16 protein-coding genes are annotated in these 19,846 nt (G+C 56.1%); 7 read left to right on the top strand and 9 right to left on the bottom strand.

Annotation, left to right across the window (positions count from 1 at the left end; translation table 11 throughout):
- Window positions 1-13: 13 nt before the first annotated feature.
- The 3 genes from glnD to MWH02_RS12595 all read left to right on the top strand — a co-directional run bounded on the left by glnD (window position 14) and on the right by MWH02_RS12595 (window position 4,255).
- The gene (gene glnD / locus MWH02_RS12605; RefSeq protein ID WP_101762367.1) at window positions 14-2,668 is read left to right on the top strand and encodes a bifunctional uridylyltransferase/uridylyl-removing protein GlnD; all 2,655 of its coding nucleotides are present in this window, start codon (window positions 14-16) and stop codon (window positions 2,666-2,668) included.
- 76 nt (window positions 2,669-2,744) lie between these two features.
- Complete coding sequence (gene dapD, locus MWH02_RS12600) at window positions 2,745-3,569, top strand: 2,3,4,5-tetrahydropyridine-2,6-dicarboxylate N-succinyltransferase (RefSeq protein WP_008108489.1); 825 nt, start codon at window positions 2,745-2,747, stop codon at window positions 3,567-3,569.
- A 293-nt stretch (window positions 3,570-3,862) separates the two neighbouring features.
- Window positions 3,863-4,255, top strand: coding sequence for a DUF3461 family protein (locus MWH02_RS12595; protein ID WP_007893894.1), 393 nt, complete (start codon window positions 3,863-3,865; stop codon window positions 4,253-4,255).
- A gap of 42 nt (window positions 4,256-4,297) precedes the next feature.
- Here MWH02_RS12595 and MWH02_RS12590 read toward each other — a convergent pair whose 3' ends face one another.
- The 4 genes from MWH02_RS12590 to dgt form a co-directional block, all read right to left on the bottom strand.
- Window positions 4,298-5,524 (bottom strand): alginate lyase family protein, encoded by a 1,227-nt coding sequence (locus tag MWH02_RS12590; protein WP_271460755.1) that lies wholly within the window; start codon window positions 5,522-5,524, stop codon window positions 4,298-4,300.
- The gene (locus tag MWH02_RS12585; RefSeq protein ID WP_061718082.1) at window positions 5,524-6,681 is read right to left on the bottom strand and encodes a CdaR family transcriptional regulator; all 1,158 of its coding nucleotides are present in this window, start codon (window positions 6,679-6,681) and stop codon (window positions 5,524-5,526) included. The genes MWH02_RS12590 and MWH02_RS12585 overlap by 1 nt, the downstream gene beginning before the upstream one ends.
- A 184-nt stretch (window positions 6,682-6,865) precedes the next feature.
- Entirely contained in the window at window positions 6,866-8,308 is a 1,443-nt protein-coding gene (degP, locus tag MWH02_RS12580; protein WP_271460754.1) for a serine endoprotease DegP, read from the bottom strand.
- A gap of 136 nt (window positions 8,309-8,444) precedes the next feature.
- Window positions 8,445-9,938 carry a dGTPase gene (gene dgt, locus MWH02_RS12575; RefSeq protein WP_101762053.1) on the bottom strand — a complete coding sequence of 498 codons (1,494 nt, stop codon included), beginning with the start codon at window positions 9,936-9,938 and terminating at the stop codon, window positions 8,445-8,447.
- 97 nt (window positions 9,939-10,035) lie between these two features.
- Between dgt and mtnN the strand changes: the two genes are divergently transcribed.
- The 3 genes from mtnN to MWH02_RS12560 all read left to right on the top strand — a co-directional run bounded on the left by mtnN (window position 10,036) and on the right by MWH02_RS12560 (window position 11,896).
- Window positions 10,036-10,734: a 5'-methylthioadenosine/S-adenosylhomocysteine nucleosidase gene (gene mtnN / locus MWH02_RS12570; protein ID WP_271460753.1), complete on the top strand. Its 699-nt coding sequence runs from the start codon at window positions 10,036-10,038 to the stop codon at window positions 10,732-10,734.
- Window positions 10,727-11,530: a vitamin B12 ABC transporter substrate-binding protein BtuF gene (gene btuF, locus MWH02_RS12565; RefSeq protein ID WP_110867564.1), complete on the top strand. Its 804-nt coding sequence runs from the start codon at window positions 10,727-10,729 to the stop codon at window positions 11,528-11,530. The genes mtnN and btuF overlap by 8 nt, the downstream gene beginning before the upstream one ends.
- Before the next feature lie 114 nt (window positions 11,531-11,644).
- On the top strand, window positions 11,645-11,896 hold the full coding sequence (locus MWH02_RS12560; protein WP_101762055.1) for a hypothetical protein: 252 nt from the start codon (window positions 11,645-11,647) through the stop codon (window positions 11,894-11,896).
- Window positions 11,897-11,931: 35 nt separating this feature from the next.
- Here MWH02_RS12560 and erpA read toward each other — a convergent pair whose 3' ends face one another.
- A complete protein-coding gene (erpA, locus tag MWH02_RS12555; RefSeq protein ID WP_007893884.1) occupies window positions 11,932-12,279 on the bottom strand; it encodes an iron-sulfur cluster insertion protein ErpA in 348 nt (115 codons plus the stop codon).
- Between the two features lie 200 nt (window positions 12,280-12,479).
- On the opposite strand from erpA, the gene hemL reads away from it, so the two are divergent.
- On the top strand, window positions 12,480-13,760 hold the full coding sequence (gene hemL, locus MWH02_RS12550; RefSeq protein ID WP_101762056.1) for a glutamate-1-semialdehyde 2,1-aminomutase: 1,281 nt from the start codon (window positions 12,480-12,482) through the stop codon (window positions 13,758-13,760).
- 59 nt (window positions 13,761-13,819) lie between these two features.
- Here hemL and fhuB read toward each other — a convergent pair whose 3' ends face one another.
- From fhuB to fhuA, 4 genes are read right to left on the bottom strand one after another with little or no spacing between them, the layout of a single operon-like run.
- Entirely contained in the window at window positions 13,820-15,796 is a 1,977-nt protein-coding gene (gene fhuB, locus MWH02_RS12545) for a Fe(3+)-hydroxamate ABC transporter permease FhuB (RefSeq protein WP_271460752.1), read from the bottom strand.
- Window positions 15,796-16,674, bottom strand: a complete 879-nt coding sequence (gene fhuD, locus MWH02_RS12540; protein WP_271460751.1) for a Fe(3+)-hydroxamate ABC transporter substrate-binding protein FhuD — start codon at window positions 16,672-16,674, stop codon at window positions 15,796-15,798. The genes fhuB and fhuD overlap by 1 nt, the downstream gene beginning before the upstream one ends.
- A 9-nt stretch (window positions 16,675-16,683) precedes the next feature.
- On the bottom strand, window positions 16,684-17,478 hold the full coding sequence (gene fhuC, locus MWH02_RS12535) for a Fe3+-hydroxamate ABC transporter ATP-binding protein FhuC (RefSeq protein WP_271460750.1): 795 nt from the start codon (window positions 17,476-17,478) through the stop codon (window positions 16,684-16,686).
- Window positions 17,479-17,532: 54 nt separating this feature from the next.
- On the bottom strand, window positions 17,533-19,731 hold the full coding sequence (gene fhuA / locus MWH02_RS12530; RefSeq protein WP_271460749.1) for a ferrichrome porin FhuA: 2,199 nt from the start codon (window positions 19,729-19,731) through the stop codon (window positions 17,533-17,535).
- Window positions 19,732-19,846 lie beyond the last annotated feature (115 nt).

Below are 19,846 nucleotides of genomic sequence, written 5' to 3'. Positions count from 1 at the left end.
AAGAGGCATGTTGATGAGTGGTAGCGTGACCGAAGCAGTACACAAAGGCCTGACCGATTCCCCCGCCAGCTGGCCCGATGACGCCCTGACGCGCGACAAGCTCAAACACTATCTTGAGCAATTCCAGCAGCACCTGGGCATTGCATTTGATGCGGGCACCGATATTGAATCTCTGATTGATGCCCGCACGCTGTTTATCGACCGCTTATTGCGTCGTCTGTGGCGCTTCTTTGGTTTCGACCAGATGAAGGAGATCGCACTGGTTGCCGTTGGCGGTTATGGTCGCGGCGAACTGCATCCGCTCTCCGATATTGATGTGCTGATCCTCAGCCGCCAGCCGCTGGACGACACAGCCGCGCAGCGCACCAGCGAGCTGCTAACGCTGATGTGGGATTTGAAGCTGGAAGTCGGGCACAGCGTACGTACGCTGGAAGAGTGCCTGCTGGAAGGCTTATCCGATCTTACGGTCGCCACCAACCTGATCGAATCGCGCATGCTCACTGGCGATGTGGCGCTGTTTCTCGAACTGCAAAAGAACATCTTCAGCGATGGTTTCTGGCCGTCGTCGCGCTTCTTCGCCGCCAAAATTGAAGAGCAACAGGAGCGCCACCAGCGCTATCACGGCACCAGCTACAACCTTGAACCGGATATCAAAAGCAGCCCCGGCGGCCTGCGCGACATACACACGCTGCAATGGGTGGCGCGTCGTCACTTTGGCGCCACCACCATGGATGAGATGGTTGGTTTCGGCTTTATCACCGAAGCGGAACGCAATGAAATCAACGAGTGTCAGGAATTTTTGTGGCGCATTCGCTTTGCGCTGCACTTAACGCTGCCACGCTATGACAATCGTCTGCTGTTTGATCGACAACTCACCGTCGCTCAACGCCTCAACTATCTAGGCGAAGTCAATGAGCCGGTTGAGCGCATGATGAAGGACTTCTACCGCGTCACGCGCCGTATCGGCGAACTCAATCAGATGCTGCTGCAGCTGTTCGATGAAGCGATTCTGGCGCTGTCGACCACTGAAAAACCGCGCAACATTGATGACGATTTCCAGATTCGCGGTGACCTCATCGACCTGCGCGATCTCACGCTGTTTGAGCGTGAGCCGCAAGCCATCCTGCGTATGTTCTACGTGATGGTGCGTAACGAAAACATCAAAGGTATTTACTCCACCACGCTGCGGCAGCTGCGCTATGCGCGCCGCCATTTGAAGCAGCCGCTGTGTCAGATTCCTGAAGCGCGTGAAACCTTTATGGCGATTCTGCGTCATCCTGGCGCGGTTAAGCGCGCGCTGGTGCCGATGCATCGTCACAGCGTGTTATGGGCCTATACGCCGCTGTGGGGCAACATCGTTGGCCAGATGCAGTTCGATCTGTTCCACGCTTACACGGTGGATGAGCACACCATCCGCGTGCTGCAGAAGCTGGAGAGTTTTGCCGACGAAGCCACGCGCCCGATGCATCCGCTGTGCGTTGAACTCTGGCCGCGCCTGCCACAGCCGGAACTGTTGCTGATGGCTGCGCTGCTGCACGATATCGCCAAAGGCCGCAACGGCGATCACTCCATTCTCGGCGCGCAGGATGCGCTCGACTTTGCCGAACTACACGGACTGAACTCCCGCGAAACGCAGCTGGTTGCCTGGCTGGTACGTCATCATTTATTGATGTCAGTCACCGCGCAGCGCCGCGATATTCAGGATCCCACCGTGATTCAGCAATTCGCCGAAGTGATGCAGAACGAAAATCGCTTACGCTATCTGGCGTGCCTGACGGTTTCCGATATCTGCGCCACCAATGAAAGCTTGTGGAACAGTTGGAAGCAGAGCCTGTTGCGCGAGCTGTTCTTCGCGACCGAAAAACAGCTGCGCCGCGGCATGGAAAACAGCCCGGATCTGCGCGAGCGCGTGCGCCATCATCGTCTGCAAGCGCTGGCGCTGCTGCGGATGGAAAACCTCGATGAAGAGCGTTTGCACCATATCTGGAGCCGCTGCCGCGCCGACTATTTCCTGCGCCACACACCGAATCAGCTCGCCTGGCATGCGCGTCATTTAATTCATCACGATCTCAACAAACCGCTGGTGCTGGTCAGCCCGCAGGCCACGCGCGGCGGTACCGAGATCTTTATCTGGAGCCCGGATCGTCCGCACCTGTTTGCGGCGGTGGCCGGCGAGTTGGATCGCCGCAATCTCAGCGTGCATGATGCGCAGATCTTTACCAGTCGCGATGGCATGGCGATGGACACTTTTATTGTGCTGGAGCCGGATGGCAGCCCGCTGGCCGCCGATCGCCATCCGCTGATCATTCAGGCGCTGGAACAAGCCATCACGCAAAACGAATGGGTTCCGCCGCGTACGCGTCGCCAGTCTGCGCGCCTCAAGCATTTCAGTGTCGATACCGAAGTCAATTTCCTGCCGACGCACACCGACCGCCGCAGTTATCTGGAATTGGTCGCGCTCGATCAGCCCGGCTTGCTGGCGCGCGTGGGTGAAGTGTTCGCCGATTTGGGCGTGTCGCTGCACGGCGCACGCATCAGTACGATTGGTGAACGGGTTGAGGATCTTTTCATCCTCGCCGATAGTGAGCGACGTGCGCTTGGGGTGGAAATGCGCAATGTGTTGCAACAGAGGTTGACAGAGGCCCTTAATCCAAACGATAAAGTGTGACCGCAATCGATTAATCAAATTTATTTACCGTGCCAGTGCGATGCTGGCACCCGTATTACAGACTTAGGAAATCATTATGCAACAGTTACAGAGCGTTATCGAATCTGCCTTTGAGCGCCGCGCCGACATCACGCCATCTAGCGTAGACAGCGCGACCCGCGATGCTATCACCCAGGTTATTGGCCTGCTGGATAGCGGTGAACTGCGCGTGTCTGAAAAGATCAACGGTGAGTGGGTAACGCATCAGTGGCTGAAGAAAGCAGTGCTGTTGTCGTTCCGCATCAACGACAATCAGGTCATGGAAGGTTCTGAAACCCGCTTCTACGACAAAGTGCCAATGAAGTTTGCTGGCTGGGATGAAGCGCGTTTTAAAAACGCCGGTTTCCGCGTTGTACCACCTGCTGCCGTGCGTCAGGGCGCATTCATCGCACGTAATACCGTGCTGATGCCTTCCTACGTCAACATCGGCGCTTACGTTGATGAAGGCACCATGGTTGATACCTGGGCGACTGTGGGTTCTTGCGCGCAGATCGGTAAAAACGTCCACCTGTCAGGCGGCGTGGGCATCGGTGGCGTGCTGGAGCCGCTGCAGGCTAACCCAACCATCATCGAAGATAACTGCTTCATTGGCGCACGTTCAGAAATCGTTGAAGGCGTGATCGTCGAAGAAGGTTCCGTGATCTCCATGGGCGTTTACATCGGCCAGAGCACCAAAATCTTTGACCGCGAAACCGGCGAAGTGCATTACGGCCGCGTACCTGCGGGTTCCGTGGTGGTTTCCGGTAATCTGCCGTCTAAAGATGGTAGCTACAGCCTGTACTGCGCGGTAATCGTGAAGAAAGTTGACGCTAAAACGCTCAGCAAAACAGGCATTAACGAACTGCTGCGCAGCATCGACTGAGCTTCTCCTGCCTGAAGATCTTCCCGACGGGCCTGCCTACAGGCCCGTAATTATTTGTTTACACTCCCGCCAGAATTACCTGTTTCGCGCCGCGAATTAACACGTGCGTTTATTTTTCAAACAGTTCATAATCCGCGCCAAGTTAACTCCGGTCGCGCACTGTTCATCCCGGTTTTTGTGTCTACAGTTGATTGAGTATGCCGTAAGCGTTCCGGTTGCCGCGTTTCTGCTGCATCCCGAATGATGATGATAGTCCTGCGCGCTCACCCACTCTTAGATGGAATATAAACGCTATGTACGACAACCTGAAAAGCTTAGGTATCAGCAACCCTGACGACATCGACCGTTACAGCCTGCGTCAGGAAGCTAACAACGACATTCTTAAAATCTACTTCCGCAAAGACAAAGGTGAATTCTTTGCTAAAAGCGTGAAATTCAAATATCCACGTCAGCGCAAAACCGTTGTCGCCGATCACACCAGCCAGGGTTACAAAGAAGTGCAGGAAATCAGCCCGAACCTGCGTTATGTGATCGATGAGCTGGACCAGATTTGCCAGCGCGACCAGGTTGAAGTGGATCTGAAGCGCAAAATTCTGGCGGATCTGCGCCATCTGGAAAGCGTGGTTTCGAACAAGATCGCTGAAATCGAATCAGACCTTGATCAGCTGACCCGCAACAACCGTTAATTTCGCGCTTTAAATAACAGGCCAGCCGATGCTGGCCTTTTTTTATGGCTGCTGATAAGGCAGCGAAAGCAGCCAGGTATCACGCTGTGCCTGCCTCACCGCCCCACTCTTTTGATCTTTCCATTGCGTCTGCATGATCCACTGTTGATAACGCGGCTGCTGCAGGCTGTTATCGGCCATTGAAAGCAGCGGAATGATGCGCTGGCTCACGCGATCGCGGTTTTTCCACGGCCAGAGTTTAGTGGCATCGCTGTACGGCGCCATCATGTCGAGCGCTGCCAGTAACGATCCGCCTGGCTGCTGGCTATGCCATAAATCGCCTAACCCTGCTTTACCGGCTAGCTGCGCCAATGCGCTAAGCGCCTGCAGATTGAAGTAGCTGTAATGGAAGGATCGCGTGCGCGCTAACTCTGCGGGCTGGCTGCCATCGGCACGAATTTGCAGCGCAATTTTATTGCGCGCCAACTCTACCATCGCTGTGACTGTCTCGCGATCGCCCAGATACCACGCGATTCCCGCCACCTGCGTGCAATACCAACTGCCATGATTATTCACCGCCGCCGCTTCTTGCAGTGCTAGCGGATTGTGCCGCAGCCAGTGCAGATACTCGCTAAACCACTGCTGCATCGCTTGCTGATCGGCAGGCTGCCAACCGGGCGCATTGCGTAGCAAAGTCAGCGCATCCACCACGCGCGTGGCAAAGTAGCGCCCATCGAGCACGCCATCATGGCGGCCCGCGGATCGGCCCGGAATGCCTTGAGCAAAGTTAAGATTAGGGTGCATACGGCTGGTGGGATTGATAAACCAGTGACGCATCATCGCCAGCGCTTTGTCGGCATAACGTTGATTGCCAGATAAATACCAGGCCAGCGTCAGTGCCTGAAAATCGGCGGTAAAGCGCGCCAGCCGCACGCCATCACTTTGATCATTCTTACTGGCAGGATTCACTTCGCCATCACGACGCTGCCACGGCAGGCCGTCGGCGCTGCTGGCGTCCGGCCACCAATAGGCGCTCAGGCTTAAATAATCCTGCTTCGAGCCGCTCGGCGGCATCATACCTTTATCGGTGACGCTGGGATTGGGGTGTTGTAGCGCGTTATCCGCTTGCTGTTTAAGCTGATGCCAGGCGTCGAGCGTTGGCGGCGCGGCCTGATGATGTGCCAGCTGCTGCTTAACTTTCTGCAGATCGTTTAACGAGAGAAAGGCCGGATCGTTAGCCACACTTAGCGCGCTATACAGCCACAGCAGCGCAATCCACAGGTTTCTCATTAACTTTGCTCATCCAGTTGAAGCGCCACGTACAGCAGTAAGCGATCGTCAAAATTGCCCAGATCGAGCCCGGTGAGCTCGGAAATACGGTTGAGGCGATACTCCAGCGTGTTGCGATGAATGAACAGCGCGCGTGCCGTAGCGCTGGGTTGCACGTTGTGGCTGAACCACGCCACCAGCGTGCGTCGCAACAAGCCATTGTTATCCATGCTTTTCAGCTTTGCCAGCGGGCGTGCCAGTTCGTTGGCCTGCCAGCCGCCGCGTAAACTGTCGAGCAGCACCGGCAGCACCAGATCCTGATAAAAATAGCTGCGCTGTTCCGGCATGCGCTGTTTGCCCACCATCATTGTGGTTCGCGCGGTGCGGTACGAACGTGCGATGCTGCCGGGACCGGTAAAGTAGTTGCCGAGCGCGATGCGCATTCGCACCTGGCCGCTCTCCTTCATGCGTTGCAGCAGTTGATCCACGCGACGACGATGATCGTCCTGATCGTAGCGGCCATGCGCATTCAGTGCCGGTTTCAGCACCACCATTTCGGTGAGTGAAACAATCGCAATCAGGTTGTCGCGTTCCGGCGTGGTCAGCAGCGTTTGCAGCTGTTGCAGCTCGGACATGGCGCTATCAACGCCGAGCTGGCCGCTGTCCACTTCCACCACCGCCACCACGCGCGGTTGATTGAGATCGATGCCGAGCCGCTGCGCCCATTCGCTGAGCGCTGGCGATAAGGTTTCGCTGCGCACCAGATTCAGCACCAGCTCTTCTCGCAAGCGGCTATCTTGCGCCAGCATGTGTAGCAAACGCGCCTGTTCCAGCATCATTTCGGCGGTCATACACACCAATTCGCCGTAGTGACGCAGCGTTGCCGGTTGGCCGGTCAAACCGATCACGCCGACGATATCGCCATCAATACGCAGCGGCAAATTGATGCCAGGACGCACGCCGTGCAGATGTTTTGCCACCGCTTCGTCGATGTCTACCACGCGCCCTTGTGACAGCACCAAAAGCGCGCCTTCGTGCAATTCGCCAATGCGCTCACGATCGCCACTGCCGATGATGCGACCACGCGCATCCATCACGTTGACATTGCTGTCAATAATTTGCATGGTGCGGGCAACAATATCCTGAGCCAGTCGCGCATCGAGATGATAGGTGGCCATCAAACACTCCGGAGATAAGGACGAACAGACAGAATACGCATCCGTTACGGCGCTGACATTGTGCAACTGCACATAGCCAGCGGGATTATGCGGGATTTGCGGTAAGCGTCACATTCAGTACCGGACATTTGCACAGACACAAAAAAGGCGAGCCAAAGCTCGCCTGTTATCAACAACCTGAAACTTACTGCATCAGCAGATACAGGCTGCTGTCACCGCGCTGTACGTTCAGTGCCAGCACCGAAGGTTTGGTGTCGAGCACTTTACGCAGCTCGCCAAGATTAGCCACGGCTTGCTGGTTGACACCCAGAATCACGTCACCTTTCTTCAAGCCAATACGCGCCGCTGCGCTGCCAGGCTTGACGCTATCGACGCGCACGCCTTTCTGGCCGTTGGTATCAATATTGCTGAGATCGGCACCTTCAATACCGGTGTAAATGGTGGCGGACTGCACTTTATCCTGCGAGCTCTGCTGCAGTTCAACGGTAACATTCACCGGTTTGCCTTCGCGCAGCAGACCCAGCTGCAGCTTGCTACCGACCGGCAGCGAGCCGACTTCGGCACGCAGCGCTGCAAAGCTGGTCAGCGCTTTACCGTTCATCGACACCACCACGTCACCCGCTTTCACGCCGGCTTTCGCCGCAGCAGAGTTCGGCAATACCTGGCTAACAAAAGCGCCGCGCTGCGCATCGACTTTCATCGCTTTCGCCAGCTCTGAGTTCAGCTCGGTGCCCATAATGCCCAGCTCGCCGCGTTTCACCTGACCGTACTCCACCATCTGCGCGGTAAGGTTTTTCACCATTGAGCTAGGGATCGCAAAGCCGATACCGATGTTGCCGCCGTCCGGCGCCAGAATCGCGGTGTTAATCCCGATCAGCTCGCCGTTAAGGTTTACCAATGCGCCACCGGAGTTACCACGGTTAATCGCCGCATCGGTCTGAATGAAGTTTTCGTAATTTTCAACGTTCAGGCCGCTGCGGCCCAGCGCCGAAACAATCCCCGAAGTCACCGTTTCGCCAAGGCCGTACGGGTTACCAATCGCCACGGTGTAATCACCGACGCGCAGGTTGTCGGAGTCGGCAATCTTAATTGCGGTGAGGTTTTTCGCATCCTGCAGCTGAATCAGCGCGATATCTGATTGTGGATCTTTACCGATCACTTTGGCGTCGTAACGACGTCCATCGCTGAGCTGCACCTGGATTTTGGTCGCGTTATCCACCACGTGGTTGTTGGTCACCACATAGCCTTTATCCGCGTTAATTACCACGCCGGAACCCAGCGCACGGAACTGCTGTTTCTGCGCGTTAGCACCGCCATCCGCGCCGCCGTCACCAACGCCGTTTTGACACATGGGTGAGCTTTGGAACGGTGAACCGTCCTGGCAGAACGGAGAATTATCACCAAAGAATTGCTGGAACTGCTGCGGCATACGCGGCGTTTTAACCGTCGTCGAGCCTTCCACACTGATACTCACCACGGAAGGCATGACTTTTTCCAGCATGGGTGCCAGGCTTGGCAACTGCTGGCTGGAAGAAGAAGCGGTCTCTGCGGCAAATACACTCACAGGGCTCAACGTCGCCGCGCCGAAACTCAGCGCCAACGCCAGCATAATTGTGTTTTTTTTCATTTATCTGTGTCTCTCTAAGAATTACGGCCAGACCATTGCTGTGGTCGTGAAGGTGAGATTAAGTTTTTAGCGCGAAGTTCCTAATAAAGTTTTAGGTAAAGGTAAAAAATTGTTCTTCATCTTTACAATTGTGCGCTTATTCAACCGCCATTAAACGACGATATTCGTCCCAGGCATAATTGTCCGTCATCCCACTAATGTAGTCCTGAATCAGGCGCGCACGATAATAACGTTCCCATAACAAGCGCTGATATTTATGCTCAACAATTAATGAGCGCATGTGTTGTTGATAGGCCTTTCGATGTTTGCCGGAAAGCTTGTGAAACAAGCGGGTTTCAATCGGATGCTTTGCCAGAAAGTCTTCGTTCATCAAGGTGGTAAATTGCTCGTAGTCCAGCAACAGCAGTGACTGATATATTTCGAGCAAACCTTTAATTACCCGATAACCCTGCAATTCCAGTTGTTCAACTTCCGGATGATTAAACACCTGCTGACGCGCAACCGTTTTAAATAGTTTTAGCAAGCGACCTTCTTCACCATCATCTTCCAGTAAAGCGTGATTAAAATCGCCTTCGAAAATAGCCGGTAAGTTGTCGATGAAACGCTTAACCGCATGGCTAACCAGCACGTTTTGCACGTTAACCCGCAATGACATAAAGAATTGATCGCTGATACTGCGGCGTTTTTTCTGATTAGCCTCTTTCCAGGCATCACCGATAGTACGGCTGAAAACATCGCCGTTTTTTACCGCGCCCCAGGCATCCAATAAATGCTTATACAACGTTTCAACATGGAAGATGTCTTTTTCTACGGCGTCATCCAAATCGGCAATGCAATAAGAGATATCGTCGGCGGCTTCCATTATCCAGGTAAGCGGGAAACGATGGTGCTGTTTAATATTGGTCGCTTCACGCAACTCAGCCACATATTCTCGCTCAGATAAATAGAAGCCCGGCTTTTTCATTAATACGCTAAATTCAGCCGGTTTATCGCCTTGCCACCATGCGGGCGCGGTATATTTCAAAATACAGGCGACTTGCGCATAGCTGAGATTGAGTTGCAGCAGCGTATGCACCAGGCGAATCGCCTGCGCGTTACCCTCGAAATGGCATAAATCTTGACGAATCATTGCATTCAACTGGTCAAAAGCGGCGCGCTCAGCCTCATCGGCAACGCCCGCCACCAGCGGATCGACCAGCTCGGCAGGCAGATTTTCGTCGAACCAGTCATTGATCGCCGCCTCGCCAAAATGACCAAACGGCGGATTGCCGACATCGTGCAGTAAACAGGCCATCTCAATCAGGCTTTCGAAGGCACCTTCAAACTCATCCAGCCCATAATTCGCCAGCCCGCCGCCCTGGGTTTTCAGCGCTTGCAGAATCTCTTTGGTGATATATCGCCCGGTTTGCTGCACTTCCAGCGAGTGCGTCAGACGCGATCGCACCGCCGCATTGCGCTCCAGCGGGAATACCTGAGTTTTCTGTTGCAGACGACGAATCGCGGCGGAGTTAATAATACGTCCGCGATCGCTTTCAAAGTGGCGGGTAATAAAGTATTCCCCTTCGGGATCTTTGCGGCTGGTATAAGGGCGGGTGAAACTGATCTTCTTCCTGAAATTGATCGTCGCCATAATTACCCCTTATTTTTTCGTGAATTCTTCCTCAATCAGCCATGTTAGACTATGCCTCACTTTTGCGGGTTACATCCATTAAATTAGCGAGATTCTTATGAAAGTAGGCATTATTGGCGCGATGGAGCAGGAAGTTACACTGCTGCGTGACAAAATCGAAAACCGTCAGACACTGACGCTGGCCGGCTGCGAAATTTACACCGGCACGCTGAATAGTGTTGAGGTGGCGCTGCTGAAATCAGGCATCGGCAAAGTGGCTGCCGCGCTCGGCACCACCTTGCTGCTTCAGCTGTGCAAGCCGGATGTGGTAATCAACACCGGTTCTGCCGGCGGATTGGCGCCAACGCTGAAAGTGGGCGATATCGTGGTGTCGGATGAAGTGCGCTATCACGATGCCGACGTCACCGCCTTCGGTTACGAGCCAGGCCAGATGGCCAGCTGCCCCGCCGCTTTCGTGGCGGATGACAAACTGATTGCCGCCGCCGAAATGGTTATCAAGCAGCTCGACCTCAACGCGGTACGCGGTTTGGTAGTGAGCGGCGATGCGTTTATCAACGGCGCTGCACCGCTGGAACGCATCCGCACCACCTTCCCGCAGGCGATTGCGGTGGAGATGGAAGCGACCGCAATTGGTCACGTTTGCCATCAGTTCAAGGTGCCATTTGTGGTGGTGCGCGCCATTTCTGACGTCGCCGATCAGGAATCACACCTCAGCTTCGATGAGTTCCTCAGTGTTGCGGCAAAACAATCTTCTTTGATGGTAGAAAACCTGCTGGTTCAGCTGGCGCGTGGCTAAAAACCTGCTGCTTGGGCTGTTGCTGCTGTGCAACAGCCTGTTCGCCGCCGCGCCGCGCGTCATCACCCTTTCGCCGCATCTGACGGAACTGGCCTTCGCCGCAGGCATTACGCCGCTCGCCGTCAGCGCCTTCTCCGATTATCCCGCGCAGGCCAACGCGCTGGAACAGGTGGCGAACTGGCAAGGCATTAAAGTGGAACGCATTCTGCAACTGAAGCCGGATGTGGTGCTGGCGTGGCGCGGCGGTAATCCACAGCGGCAAATTGAACAGCTGCAGCGTTTCGGGGTCAAGGTTGAGTGGATCGATCCGCAAACCATTGACCAAATGATCGATGCGCTGGCGGCGTTACAGCGCTGGAGTCCGCAGCCGCAGCAAGCCATCGATGCGGCGCAGGCATTACGCGCGCAGGAAGCGGCGCTGCGCAAGCAGTATCAGCAAAGTACGCCGCTGCCGCTGTTTTTGCAGTTTGGTCAGCAGCCGCTGTTTACGGCTTCGCGTAACACCATGCAAAACCAGGTCATTGAGCTGTGCGGCGGCAGGAATATTTTTGCCGATAGCAGCGTTAGCTGGCCGCAGGTGAGCCGCGAACAGGTGCTGATGCGCCATCCGCAGGCGATTGTGATCGGGGGTGATGCCGCTCGGGCCGCCAGCATCGCGCAATATTGGCAGCCGCAATTGGATGTGCCGGTGATCGCCATCAATGACGACTGGCTGAGCCGTCCTGGGCCTCGCATGCTGCTGGCAGCGAAACAGCTGTGTGCAGATTTACATCCGACGAAAAAAAGCACTAATTAAGATTAAAGATTCGGCATAAATTGTCGTAAATCATAATACAAGGCGCAGCGGCCACGTATGCTCTGTGCCCTTTTTTAGCGCTTAGCGCAATTTTGTCTTCACCAGGAACTATTCATGACCAGAGCACTGCTGCTGGCCATAGGGCTCGTGATCGCTGCACCTCTGAGTGCGGCCACGTCGACCGGCTCTATTGCCGCTACCTTAACATTATTCTCGCGTTGCGATATCTCACGCCAGAGTGAACACTCTCTGCCCAAAGTGGATTGTGGACGTCACTTCAGCGCGCAGCCGCGCATTACTGAACGAGTATTAAAACGCGATGCTAAACGCCGCGAATCTGCGCGTTTAGTGACTATTGAATGGTAGGAATCTGGCTACCAGAACGGCAGCCAGAAGCAGCATTAGATGCTGAAGGAAGAACCACAACCGCAGGTGGTTTTGGCATTCGGGTTGGTCACGATAAAACGTGAACCTTCCAGGCCTTCGGTGTAATCCACGGAACCGCCCACCAGATATTGCAGGCTCATCGGATCCACCACCAGCGCCACGCCTTGTTTCTCGATGGTCATGTCACCGTCATTCATTTGATCGTCAAACGTGAAGCCGTACTGGAAACCGCTGCAACCGCCGCCGGTAATATAAACGCGCAATTTCAGCTCGGGATTCTCTTCATCAGAAATCAGGTTTTTTACTTTTTTTGCTGCTGCATCAGTGAATTGCAAAGGCAGCGCTGCTAAGTCGTCACTCATCTTTTACTCCGGGTAAACGTCGAGGTCAGAAAACGACCTTAATCTCGCTATTATCTGCCAGCCGTCCAGTGCAATCAAGTCTCACGCTTGACACTGCGTGCCGCCGCATGCGCAGGAAAGTATATACCCTAAACTTTAGCGCAAGCCGTTATTCCCGTAGAATGGCGCCAGATTTTTTACCGAACAGCAGGAGCAGAACAATGAGTAAGTCAGAAAACCTGTATGCCGCAGCGCAACGCCTGATCCCCGGCGGTGTGAACTCCCCGGTACGTGCATTTACCGGTGTGGGCGGTGTGCCGCTGTTCATCGAACGCGCTGACGGTGCGTATCTGTATGACGCCGACGGCAAAGGCTATATCGATTATGTCGGTTCGTGGGGCCCGATGGTGCTGGGTCATAACAACGCCAACATTCGTAACGCAGTGATTGAAGCGGCTGCGCGCGGTCTGAGCTTCGGCGCGCCAACCGAGATGGAAGTGAAAATGGCCGAGCTGGTGTGCGAGCTGGTGCCAAGCATGGACATGGTGCGCATGGTTAACTCCGGCACCGAAGCCACCATGAGCGCCATTCGCCTGGCGCGCGGCTTCACCCATCGCGATAAAATCATCAAGTTCGAAGGCTGCTATCACGGCCACGCCGACTGCCTGCTGGTGAAAGCCGGCTCCGGCGCGCTGACGCTCGGCCAGCCAAACTCGCCGGGCGTACCGGCCGATTTCGCTAAGCACACGCTGACCTGCACCTATAACGATCTCAGCACCGTGCGTGCGGCTTTCGAACAGTATCCTGAGGATATTGCCTGCATCATCGTTGAGCCGGTAGCGGGCAACATGAACTGCATTCCACCGCAGCCAGACTTCCTGCCAGGCCTGCGTACGCTGTGTGACGAATTCGGTGCGCTGCTGATTATCGACGAAGTGATGACCGGCTTCCGTGTTGCATTAGGCGGTGCTCAGGCCTATTACGACGTGACGCCAGACCTGACCTGTCTCGGCAAAATCATCGGCGGCGGCATGCCGGTCGGTGCCTTTGGTGGTCGTCGTGATGTTATGGATGCGCTGGCACCAACCGGTCCGGTTTATCAGGCCGGTACCTTGTCCGGTAACCCGATTGCCATGGCGGCGGGCTTCGCGTGTCTGTCGCAAATTGCGCAGCCTGGCACCCACAGCACGTTGACCGATCTGACCACGCAGTTAGCACAAGGCCTGCTGGCTGCAGCGAAAGCCGAAAATATTCCGCTGGTGATCAACCACGTTGGCGGTATGTTCGGGATTTTCTTCACTGATGCCGATGAAGTGACCTGCTATCAGGACGTCACTCAGTGTGATGTTGAACGCTTTAAGCGTTTCTTCCACCTGATGCTGGAAGAAGGCGTTTACCTTGCGCCATCTGCTTTTGAAGCGGGCTTTATGTCGCTGGCGCACAGTAAAGAAGATATCCAACGCACCATCGATGCGGCACGCCGCAGCTTCGCGAAACTTTAAAACCGCCTGAATGGCGCACTCTGCCGTCGTTGTGGAGTCGCCATTCAGGGTTACCCTGATTACGCCCGCCGCAACAGCCAGATAAAATACGGCGCACCAAAGAAGGTCGCCATCAACCCGGCTGGAATTTGATCCGGAAACGCCAGCATCCTGCCGCACCAGTCGGCGAAAATCATCAAGCCGCCGCCCAACAAACCGGCCATCAACACCTGTGGTAACGCACGGCGGAACCCGAGCATGCGCACAATATGCGGCGCCATCAGCCCGATAAAGCTCAGCGGCCCGATAGTTAACGTGGCCGTGGCGGTTAATGCCGCCGCCAGCAGCAGCAGGCTGAGGCGCGAGGTAGTGAGCGCCATGCCCGCTGAACGCGCGGTGGTGCTGCCGAGTGGTAACAACGTTAACCAGCGACTTGCCAGCGGCGCCAGCGCCATCAGCACCACACCCACCACCGCGCTTTGCACGGCCTGCTGCATATTGATGTTGTAGGTTGAACCGGAAATCCAGCTCAGCAAGCCCGCCATGCGCGGATCGCCGCTGGCCAGCAGCACCATCAAAAGCGTGACAAACGCGCTGTTAAGCGCCATGCCCGCCAGCAACATGCGTTCTGGCGAAAAGCCGCCGCGACTCGCCACCAGCATAATAATCATCAGCGTCAACGCCGCACCCAGCGCACCGGCAGGCAACAGCCACGCCACCGCATCGCCCGGCACGAAGAACATCATCACCACCACGCCGCACGCCGCACCCGAGCTAATGCCCAACACTTCCGGGCTCGCCATCGGATTGCCGGTGAGCCGCTGAATCAGCGCACCCGCCACGCCGAGCATCATGCCCACAATCAGCGCGGCCAATACGCGCGGTGCGCGCCACGGCAGCAGCTGCTGCAGCATATCGCCGCCCACCCACGCAAAGCCGTGCGCATCGCGGCCAAAGGTGATGCCAACCCAGCTAAACGCGGCCAGAATCAGCAAACCGATTAGACACCAGCGCAAGACGTTCTGCCGCTCAGCCGGCACGCTATCGCCCTGATTAAGCGCTGGCGGTACCGATCCAGTACGCAGGCGCGGTAGCAACCAAAGCAGAATCGGCACGCCGATCAGCGCGGTCGCCGTGCCGGTAGACACTTCACGCCAGTGGCTGGTCAGCCATAGCACGCACTGATCGGCCAACCACAGCAGCAGCGCACCGATCAGCGGCGCCAACATCATGCGGCTCATCAGGCGACGCCCGCCGAGCATCTTCGCCAGCAGCGGCGCGAACAGGCCAATAAAGCCGATGATGCCTGCAACATTGACCAGTTGCGCGCTAAGTAAAATCGCCAGCGCCAGCGCAGCAATACGTGCTGCCGACAGCGCCAGACCGAGGTTTTTTGCTACACCATCGTCGAGCCCCATCAGCGTCAGCGGACGCAGCAGCGCCAGCGCCACCACAAACGCCAGCAGCAGACGCGGCCACAGCTGCGCCACATTGTGTCCATCCAGCTGGTTGAGCGCGCCGGTGCTCCACAGAAACATGTTCTGCAACTGATCGTGATTGAAGATCGCGAAGATTTGATTCACCGAACCGGCGTACAAACTCAGCACCAGCCCAGCCAGAATCAGTGTCACCGGCGACAGACGTTTGCCCCAGGCCACGCCGAATACCAGAATACCGACAATTACCGCGCCGCCCATCGCCGCAAACTGCTGCGTGAACTCGCCGCCCGGCAAATGCCATAACGTCGCGACGGTAATCCCCAGTTGAGCGCCCGACGACACGCCAAGCGTGGTGGGTTCCGCCAGCGGATTGCGCAGCACCTGCTGAAACAGCAAACCGGCGAGACCAAGGCCCGCGCCAACCAGCAGCGACAGCGCCAGTCGCGACAGCAAACTGTGATGAAACACCACTTGCTGGATGTTGTTAATGTCAGGCGCAAAAAACGCCTGCGACCATTGATCGATCGGCAGCGCCTGGCGCAGATTGATCACGGTTAAGGCCAGCGCCAGCAGAAACGCCGTACTCAATAGCGCGACGGGAAAAAGACGATTGCGCATCAGTGCGACTCCAGCGCGTGTTCCAGCACGCGGACAAATTTCAGCGCCGAAGAGGTCGCGCCGTAATACCATACCGCCGGCACGCGCTGGAAACGCTGCGCGCGCACAAACGGCAGCGCCTGCCACAGCGCGGTGGCCATCACCTGCTGCATATCGCGATCGTTATCGTGATCGAAGCAGATCACCTGCACATCACCCACTTCCGCCAGCCGCTCCAGCCCAACGACTGCACTGCCCCAGAAGTTGGTTTCGCCCTGCCAGGCATTGCTCAAGCCAAGGATCTCCATCACCTCAAGGAACAAACTGTTTTTACCGAAGGTAATCGCGTGGCGGCTGTCCATCAGCGACATCAGCAGCACCGGACGATCGGCCCACGGCCTGAGGCGTTCACGCGCCGCCGCCAGCTGTTCATCCACATACTGCAGATGCTGCACGGCCTGCGCTTCACGGCCAAGACGTGCGCCGAGCGCCTGCAATGAGTGACGCGCGGTGCTGAGCGGTTTGCCGTCGCCGCTGTTGAGGTCAAAACCCATGGTTGGCGCGATGCGCCGCAGCTTATCCAGCGCCGGACCATAACCATTGGAGTGCAGGATGAGTGAAGGTTCGAGCTGCGTCATCAGCTCCAGATTGGGCTCGGTGCGTAAGCCAAGATCGATAACGCTGGACGGCAGCTGCGGATCGCCAACCCAAATGTTGTAGTTGTGCATGTCGGCCACCCCGAGTGGCGTCACGCCGAGCGCCATCAGCAGCTCCACCGGCAGCCACTCCAGCGCCAGAATGCGCTGCGCATCCGGCACGGCGGCACGCAGCGGCAACGCGGACATCAACGGGGAAAGTGCCAGCGCCATCAGCAGGCGGCGGCGAGAAATGTCGAACATGGCGAGGCCTTAATAAACGAAACTGACGGGCGCGCCGCCAAGCGGATGCGGCAAAATGCCCATCGGAATACCGTAAATGTTGCCCAGCACATCGGCCTGCATGATCACCTCGGGGCCTCCTTCGGCAATCACTTCGCCACCGCGCAATGCCACCAGACGATCGCAATAGCGCGCCGCCATGTTGAGATCGTGCAGCACCGCAATCACCGTTAGCCCACGTTCGCGGCTGAGACGCTGAATCAGCGCCAGCACATCAACCTGATGGGCGATATCCAGCGCCGAGGTCGGTTCATCCAGCAACAGGCAGCGACTGTTCTGCGCCACCAGCATCGCCAGCCAGGCACGCTGGCGCTCGCCGCCAGAAAGGCTATCCACCAGACGCCCGGCAAAAGGCTTTAATCCCACTAGCGTAATCGCCTCTTCCACCCGATCGCGATCTTCCTGACCATAGCGGCCCAGCGCGCCGTGCCACGGATAGCGGCCAATCGCCACCAGCTCGCGCACCGTCATGCCTTCCGCCGCGGGCAGTTGCTGCGGCAGATACGCCACCTGACGCGCAAAATCTTTGCTGCCCCAGTTATATACCGCGTCCTCATTCAGTAACACGCGCCCTTCACTCGCCGCATGGTGACGACCGAGCATTTTCAGCAGCGTGGATTTGCCAGAACCATTGTGACCAATCAGCGCGGTGACTTTGCCCGGTGCAAAGGTAAGAGACAGCGGATGCAGCAGCGTGCGGCCTGGCACACGAAAACTGACGTTATCCAGCCTGAAGGTGGTTTCTGCGTGGTGCGGATGCTGCATGATAATCCCTGGTTAATCTGTAGGTCGCCATTGATGGCGACCTACGTAACACGATTAGAAACGGAAAGTCGCAGTACCGACAATCTGACGCTCAGCGCCCCAGTAGCAGGCGTAGTCGCGGTAGCAGCTGGCGACGTATTCACGATCAAAGAGGTTATTGACGTTAACGCCGATGGTGGAGCCCGGCATGCCAAAGCGTGCGAGATCGTATTTCAGCGCGGCATCAACGGTGGTGTAACCGGCTACGTCGAAGTTTTGGTTCATATCGTCGCCGCTGGCGTACAACCCTTTGCTCTCGCCCACATAACGCACACCCGCACCCACCGTCACGCCCGACAGCGCCGTTTCATGGAAGGTGTAATCACTCCACAGCGATGCCATATGCTTCGGCACCTGCACCGGCGTTTTGCCTTTCAGGTTAGTGTCTTCGGTGTATTCCGCATCAGTGTAGGTATAAGACGCGGTCATATTGATGTTGGCATTCATCGCGGCTTTGGCTTCCAGCTCCACGCCACGCGAGCGGATTTCACCACTCTGAATGCTGGCATTTGGGTGGTTAAGGGTATCCGGATCGGCCGTCAGGTTTTTGGTTTTGGTCAGCTGATACACCGCCGCCGTCAACACCACCGGACGATCTTTAGGAACGTATTTCACACCGGCTTCATACTGCTTCGCGCGGGAAGGATCAAAGGCTTGACCATCATAAGTTGAACCTGAGTTCGGAATGAAGGCTTCGCTGTAGCTGAAGTAAGGTGCGATACCGTTATCAAACACATAGTTCAGCCCGCCACGCCAGGTGAAAGCCTGATCGTTCTGGCGATCAACGCTATTGGCTACGCGATCATAGACCGAGTTCATCGCGTAATCATAACGACCGCCGAGGGTTAACACCCAGCGGTTCCACTCCATCTGATCCTGCGCGTATAAACCGGTTTGGCGCTGCTTATTGAGGTGCTGATAAGGATTAGGGAACGGCGTCACGCTGTCGTCGCCATATTGTGGATTAACGGCATTCAGCGGTGATGCGGTACCAAATTGCGCATCAATATCGTTACGCGTGCGCTGGAAATCGACACCCAGCAACAGTGTGTGATCAATTTGACTGGTGGTGAATTTGGCCTGCGCCTGGTTGTCGACTGCAAACTGGTTGAGCTTTTCATCAGAAACCGCTGAACCGCGGGTGATTTGCTGTGTTGCGGCATTAAAACCATTGCCATAAATGCTGCGATAATCCGTTCTCAGATCCGCATAGCGCAAATTCTGCCGCACCGTCCAGGTGTCGTTGAAACTGTGCTCGAAGTTGTAGCCCACCATCCTGGTGTTGCGCGAAATCTTGTTACTGTCTTCGCCTTCATCAAAGTTAGTTGGCAGCTTGTAACTGCTGCCATCAGGACGCGTGATGCCCACCACGGTGCCCTGACGCGGCAACCAGCCGTAATAGCCGGTTTCCGGTTCGTTCTGGAAGTAGGTCAGCAAATCGAAACGCGTATTCTCATCCGGACGCCAGCTGAATGATGGCGCAATGGTGTAGCGCTTCTCTTTGTTCATATCCTGCTGCGCATCGGCGCTACGCGCGAGACCAGTCAGGCGATAGCTGTAAACGCCGTCATCATCCAGCGAGCCGCCGAAATCGAAACCCGTGGAGAACTGATTGTTTGTGCCCATCTGGAACTGCACTTCACGCAGCGTCTCCTGCGTCGGACGCTTACTCACCAGCGACACCACGCCGCCCGGATTGCTCTTGCCGTACAGCACCGAAACCGGACCGCGCAACAGTTCGGCGCGTTCAAGGAAATAGGGATCGATAGCAAACTCAGAGTAGTTATCACCCTGCAGTTTCAGGCCATCAAGATATTGGTTGGTGTTGGTTTCGCTGAAGCCGCGAATAGAGAGCGCATCGATAACATTGGAGCTACCGCGGTTACCGGTCAACACGCCTGGCGTGTAGTTGAAAGCCCCTTTCACGCTGGTGACGTTTTTCATCGCCATCTCTTCCTGCGTGACTACCGAGATTGACTGCGGGTTCTTCTCGATCGGCGTATCGGTTTTGGTGCCGGTGGCGCTGCGTTTGGCCGCAATGGTTGGCGACGGGCCCCACGCTTTCTCTTGCTCGACTCCGCTGCCGCCATCAGCGCTAACCACCACGGTATCTTCTGCCAACGCCTGCACGCTGAACGTACCCATAGTCAGTGAAATAAACCAAGCCAGCGAACGCGGGCGTAAGAAACAAGGATTAGTGTTTCGCGTATTCATAAGTGAGGTCTCTCGAAAAAAGTCGATGCAGGCGAATACAAACGAGAATGATTATTATGACGCACGGATTTTAGGCGAAATAGCGTCATATTCGCAACGATTAATGCCTGTAAGC

It is taken from the genome of Pantoea leporis, assembly GCF_028048155.1.
Taxonomy (GTDB): domain Bacteria; phylum Pseudomonadota; class Gammaproteobacteria; order Enterobacterales; family Enterobacteriaceae; genus Pantoea; species Pantoea leporis.
The sequence above is the reverse complement of the archived record's forward strand: the minus strand, read 5'-3'. Positions and strand labels throughout refer to the sequence as shown.